We start from the raw sequence: 4,492 nt of genomic DNA on the forward strand, positions 1-4,492 counted from the left end.
ATGCGCCCCCTTGCCCGCACCTGGGAAGTGGTCTTCGTGGATGACGGCAGCACGGACAAAAGCCTCGACGTTCTGAAGAGCCTTGCCCAGGAAAACAGCGAGGTGCGCTACCTCGCCTTCACCCGAAACCGCGGGCAGTCCGCCGCGTTCTGCGCCGGGTTCGACGAAGCCAGCCATCCCATCGTGGTGACCCTGGACGCCGACCTGCAGAACGATCCGGCCGACATCCCCGCCATGCTCGCCCTGTTCGACCAGGGCTACGGCATGGCCATCGGCTGGCGCAAAAAGCGCCAGGACACCCTGAGCAAGCGCTACGCCTCGAAAATCGCCAACGCCATCAGAAACCGCATCACCCGCGAGAGCGTGCGCGACACCGGCTGCTCCCTCAAGGTCATGCGCCGCGACATGCTGGTGCGCATTCCGCGCTTCAAGGGCATGCACCGCTACCTGCCCACCCTGATGAAGCTGCAGGGCGCAACGGTTGCGGAAATGCCCGTGAACCACCGCGAGCGCCACATGGGCGTCTCAAAATATGGCAACTGGGAGCGGGCCGTTGCGGGCGTGCGCGACCTGCTTGGCGTGCGCTGGCTGCAGGACCGCCACTTCGGCTACGAGATCCGCGAAAAGAACCGCTAGGCCGCCTTGAGGCCCAGGGCCTGGCGTACCTTGCCCTTGAGCTCGGAGAGGTCCACGGACTTGACCACGTAGTAGTCCGCGGCGATGCTCTTGAGGTCGTGCTGAAAGCTGTCGTACGCGGTGGAAAGGATCACCGGCACATGGGGCTTGCGGCCGCGGATGAGCTGCAAGAGATCCAGGCCGGACTTGTCCGGTCCCAGGCGGATGTCGAGGATGACCACCTGCGGGGCCTCGCGCTCCAGCAGGTCGAGGATGGGCTCCTCGCCATCGGACGTGGCCACGGCGTAGCCCTCGTCCTCAAGCTCCTCCTGGTAGAGCATGCGGATGTGTTTTTCATCGTCCACTACAAGAATCTTCGACTTGTCCATACTGGTGCTCCTCTGGGGGGGAAGGGCTTCTCTTACTCTGAAGCGTATATCTCGTTTTTCTCGCCGGTCAACAGAATTGTGGCGACCAGCGCCAATACTTGCGGCATACCCCCCCGCCTTGACAACCCGCCCCGAAGCCGGGCACCAGTTGGCCACACCCTCGCCAAGGAGCATGTTGCATGATCACAGTCTTCGTGGAGCCGGACAACGAGACCTTCACCTTCGAGAAGCACAACACCGTGCTCATGCTGCAGAAGCGCCTGGGCCTGCGCGTCAACGACGCCATCATCATCCGGGGCGGCACGCTCCTCACCCCGGACAGCAGGCTTGAGGACGGCGACCAGATCCGCGTCCGCAAAGTCACCAGCACAGGATAACCCCCCATGAAATGCCGCAAATGCAAAGCCCCGGCGGAAGTTCCCCTGCCGAGCCACAACACCGCCTTCTGCCGCGACTGCTTCGCCGCCTACTTCACCGGCCAGGTGGAAAAGGCCATCCGCCGCCATGACATCATCAAACCCGGCGAACGCGTGCTGGTGGCCCTTTCCGGCGGCAAGGACAGCTTAAGCCTCATGCTCGAGCTCTCGCGCCTGGGCTACGACGTCACCGGCTTGCACGTGGACCTGGGCATCCCCGTGTCCTCCCCGGCGGCGCGGGCCAAGGTGGAGGGCTTCTGCGAGCTGCACGGCCTCAAGCTGCGCGTGGTGGAGCTCATCAAAGAGGGCCTGCCCATTCCAGACGTGAAACGCTACATCAACCGTCCGGTGTGCTCGGCCTGCGGCAAGATCAAGCGCCACTGGTTCAACCGCATCGCGCTTGAGGAAGGCTTCCAGGTGCTGGCCACGGGCCACAACCTGGACGACGAGGTGGCGCGGCTGTTCGCCAACACCCTGCGCTGGGATGCGGGCTATCTTTCCGACCAGGGCCCCTGCCTGCAGGCCGAGAGCGGCTTTGCCCGCAAGGTGAAGCCCCTGTACCGCCTGAGCGAGTTCGAGACCGCCTGCTACGCCTTCCTGAACGGCATAGAGATCCACACCGCGCCCTGCCCCTACAGCGGCGGGGCCAGCTTCACGGGGCACAAGCGCCTGTGGGCCGATTTGGAGCACCAGAGCCCGGGCTCGAAAATCTCCTTCTACGACGGCTTTTTGAAGCGCGGCCGCCCGGCCTTCGCCCAGGTGGAGAAGGACTCCGGCCAGCCCCTGGCGCCCTGCGAAAAGTGCGGCTCGCCCACCAGCACGGGCATCTGCGGCGTGTGTCGGCTGGGCATCGCCGTGGCCGAGCGCCGCGCCGCCGATCCCGACAGGCAGTAGGACGCGGGCGGGCCGCAGCATGCCTGGGAGCAGCCACGCCGCCCGGCCTGACGCAGTTGCAGACGCCGCGCCCGCCGCGCCTCTCGTCAGCGTGTGCCTGCCCTGCTACAACGCGGCCGGCACCCTGCCCGCCGCGCTGGAGAGCCTGCTGGCCCAGACCCTGCGCAACTTCGAAATCATCGCCGCGGACGACGGCAGCACCGACGACACCCCGGCCATCCTGGCCGCCTTTGCCGCGCGCGATGCGCGCAGCCATCGAGAGAGCCGCATCCGCCCCTTGCGCCTGCCGCACCAGGGCGTGGCCCTTGCCTGGAACGCCGCCGTGGCCGCCGCGCGCGCGCCTTTCATCGCCCGCATGGACGCCGACGACCTGTGCCTGCCGCGCCGCCTGGAACTGCAGCTGGCCCGCCTGGAGGCCGAGCCCGGCCTGGACCTCGTGTCCGGTCTCGTCCGCTTCGGCGGCGACCGCGAGGCGCGCCTGGGCTATGCCCTGCACGTGGACTGGCTGAACACGCTCATCACGCACCAGGACATCAGCCTGAACCGCTTCGTGGAATCGCCCCTGGCCAACCCCTCGGTGATGTTCCGGCGCGAGGGCGTGGCCCGCTTCGGCGGGGCGCGGCCCAACCTCGGACCCGATCTTGGATCCGGTAGCGGCTCCGCCTGCGCCGGGCCCTTCCCGGAGGACTACGAACAGTGGCTGCGCTGGCTGGGCCTGGGCGCGCGCATGGCCAAGGTGGCGGAAGAGGTCATCATCTGGAACGACCCGCCCACGCGCCTTTCCCGCACCGGGTGCGAGTATAGCCCGGAGGCGTTCGCGCGCATCAAGGCCGGGTACCTGTGGGGCTGGCTTACGGAGCACAATCCGCGCCACCCGCGCGTGTGGGCCTGGGGGGCAGGACGGGAGAGCCGCAAACGGCTTGCGCCGCTGGTGGCGCTTGGCCTCATCATCGAGAATTACGTGGACATCGACCCGCGCAAAGTGGGCCAGCGCGTGGCGGGCGTGCCCGTGCTCGGGCGCGAGGCCGTGCCGCCTGCCCAGGGCGGGCAAAACGGGCAGGCGCCCTTCGACTGTCCCTTCATCCTCGTGAACGTGGGCTCACGCGGCGCGCGCGAGGAGATCCTGGAGTGGCTCGCCGGGCGCGGGTATCAGGTCGGGGTGGATTGTTTGGCAGTGGGGTAATCATACCTCCGGACAAGCCCTGTACCCAAATGCCGTAGGCCCATAGCCTTCCTTAATTTCGTCGTGTATATACGTTGACCTAAGCGACTCAAACACAGCATAACGGTTAACGATATTCTTTATATCACTGCATTCTGCAAAAATGATACATTCATAAACCAACAGCTTTGCCTCTAAAGATGACAATCCAGACTTAAAAACATAGAAATAATCACTCTTATCCTTACTAGACAATATAGGACTCTCGTCAATTTTCAGCATTATAATCTCTACTAACCTCATGTATCTTTTGATATCTTGTCTATGCAGCTTCGTCATACCCTCGTAGAATTCCGTACTGCTCATAGAATTTTGCATTTTGTCGAATATCTTTGCAAGAATAGATCTGTTTTTCATCTCATTTACTATTTCTTCAAGTGTAAATTTCCCAACCTCAGAATCATTTTCCATAGCCCGGAAAACAGACTCTTTCGTGTCAATCAATCTATAGAATGATGCTTCAAATGCTTGACTATGCAATGCTGTTGTCTGCAATTCAAGCTGGACCCTTTGGCCTTTTAGCTCTTCCCTCGTATCCTTCAACTCCTGCCGCTGGAGCTCAAGCTCCTGCCTCTGCATTTCAATGCTGCTTCGCTGAAGCCAAACAGCATAGCCAGCTGCGGCAAACGCCAAGGCCGTGAAAAGCGCTCCACTCGCTTCTAGAGCTTCCGCAATATTCACCTCTTTTGACAAATCAGAGATGAATGTTCCGATCCATGCCCAGATGATGACAATCCCAAAGCCGCAAAAAATCAACGTTGATTTTTTCATACTTACCCCGCCTGCTGCTCCCACACAAAGTGCTCCAGGTGCTGCACCACGGCCACGGTCTGCAAATGCTCGGCCCACGAGAACATGGACAGCCGCCCGTCCTGCGAGACCACGAACACGTCGCAGCCGCGGTTGACGTTGACGAAGCGCGCGGCCGACTGGTGCCGCATGCCCCCAAGCTCGGC

General features: G+C 62.6%; 7 protein-coding genes. 4 read left to right on the top strand and 3 right to left on the bottom strand.

What is annotated here, in order from left to right; all coding sequences use genetic code 11:
* On the top strand, positions 1-636 hold a 636-nt coding region (locus VN419_RS07605; RefSeq protein WP_325646117.1), incomplete at its 5' end, for a glycosyltransferase family 2 protein.
* Here VN419_RS07605 and VN419_RS07610 read toward each other — a convergent pair.
* Complete coding sequence (locus VN419_RS07610) at positions 633-1,004, bottom strand: response regulator (RefSeq protein WP_325646119.1); 372 nt, start codon at positions 1,002-1,004, stop codon at positions 633-635. The genes VN419_RS07605 and VN419_RS07610 overlap by 4 nt on opposite strands.
* Positions 1,005-1,183: 179 nt before the next feature.
* On the opposite strand from VN419_RS07610, the gene VN419_RS07615 reads away from it, so the two are divergent.
* The 3 genes from VN419_RS07615 to VN419_RS07625 are packed head-to-tail and all read left to right on the top strand — an operon-like array spanning position 1,184 to position 3,497.
* Positions 1,184-1,381 (top strand): hypothetical protein, encoded by a 198-nt coding sequence (locus VN419_RS07615; RefSeq protein ID WP_325646121.1) that lies wholly within the window; start codon positions 1,184-1,186, stop codon positions 1,379-1,381.
* Positions 1,382-1,387: 6 nt separating this feature from the next.
* The gene (locus VN419_RS07620; RefSeq protein WP_325646123.1) at positions 1,388-2,314 is read left to right on the top strand and encodes an ATP-binding protein; all 927 of its coding nucleotides are present in this window, start codon (positions 1,388-1,390) and stop codon (positions 2,312-2,314) included.
* Between the two features lie 19 nt (positions 2,315-2,333).
* Positions 2,334-3,497 (top strand): glycosyltransferase, encoded by a 1,164-nt coding sequence (locus tag VN419_RS07625; RefSeq protein WP_325646125.1) that lies wholly within the window; start codon positions 2,334-2,336, stop codon positions 3,495-3,497.
* Here the strand turns inward: VN419_RS07625 and VN419_RS07630 are convergent, their stop codons facing one another.
* Both VN419_RS07630 and VN419_RS07635 read right to left on the bottom strand, forming a co-directional pair.
* Positions 3,498-4,331 carry a putative phage abortive infection protein gene (locus VN419_RS07630; RefSeq protein WP_325646127.1) on the bottom strand — a complete coding sequence of 278 codons (834 nt, stop codon included), beginning with the start codon at positions 4,329-4,331 and terminating at the stop codon, positions 3,498-3,500.
* On the bottom strand, positions 4,310-4,492 hold a 183-nt coding region (locus VN419_RS07635), incomplete at its 5' end, for a hypothetical protein (RefSeq protein ID WP_325646129.1). The genes VN419_RS07635 and VN419_RS07630, both read right to left, overlap by 22 nt.

Origin of the sequence: Humidesulfovibrio sp., assembly GCF_035560995.1 — a bacterium.
Classification (GTDB): Bacteria; Desulfobacterota; Desulfovibrionia; order Desulfovibrionales; family Desulfovibrionaceae; genus Humidesulfovibrio.

Coding starts and splice junctions, on each gene's coding strand:
- VN419_RS07615 (WP_325646121.1), top strand. CDS start 1,184: ATGATCACAGTCTTCGTGGAGCCGGACAACGAGACCTTCACCTTCGAG.
- VN419_RS07625 (WP_325646125.1), top strand. CDS start 2,334: ATGCCTGGGAGCAGCCACGCCGCCCGGCCTGACGCAGTTGCAGACGCC.
- VN419_RS07610 (WP_325646119.1), bottom strand. CDS start 1,004: ATGGACAAGTCGAAGATTCTTGTAGTGGACGATGAAAAACACATCCGC.
- VN419_RS07620 (WP_325646123.1), top strand. CDS start 1,388: ATGAAATGCCGCAAATGCAAAGCCCCGGCGGAAGTTCCCCTGCCGAGC.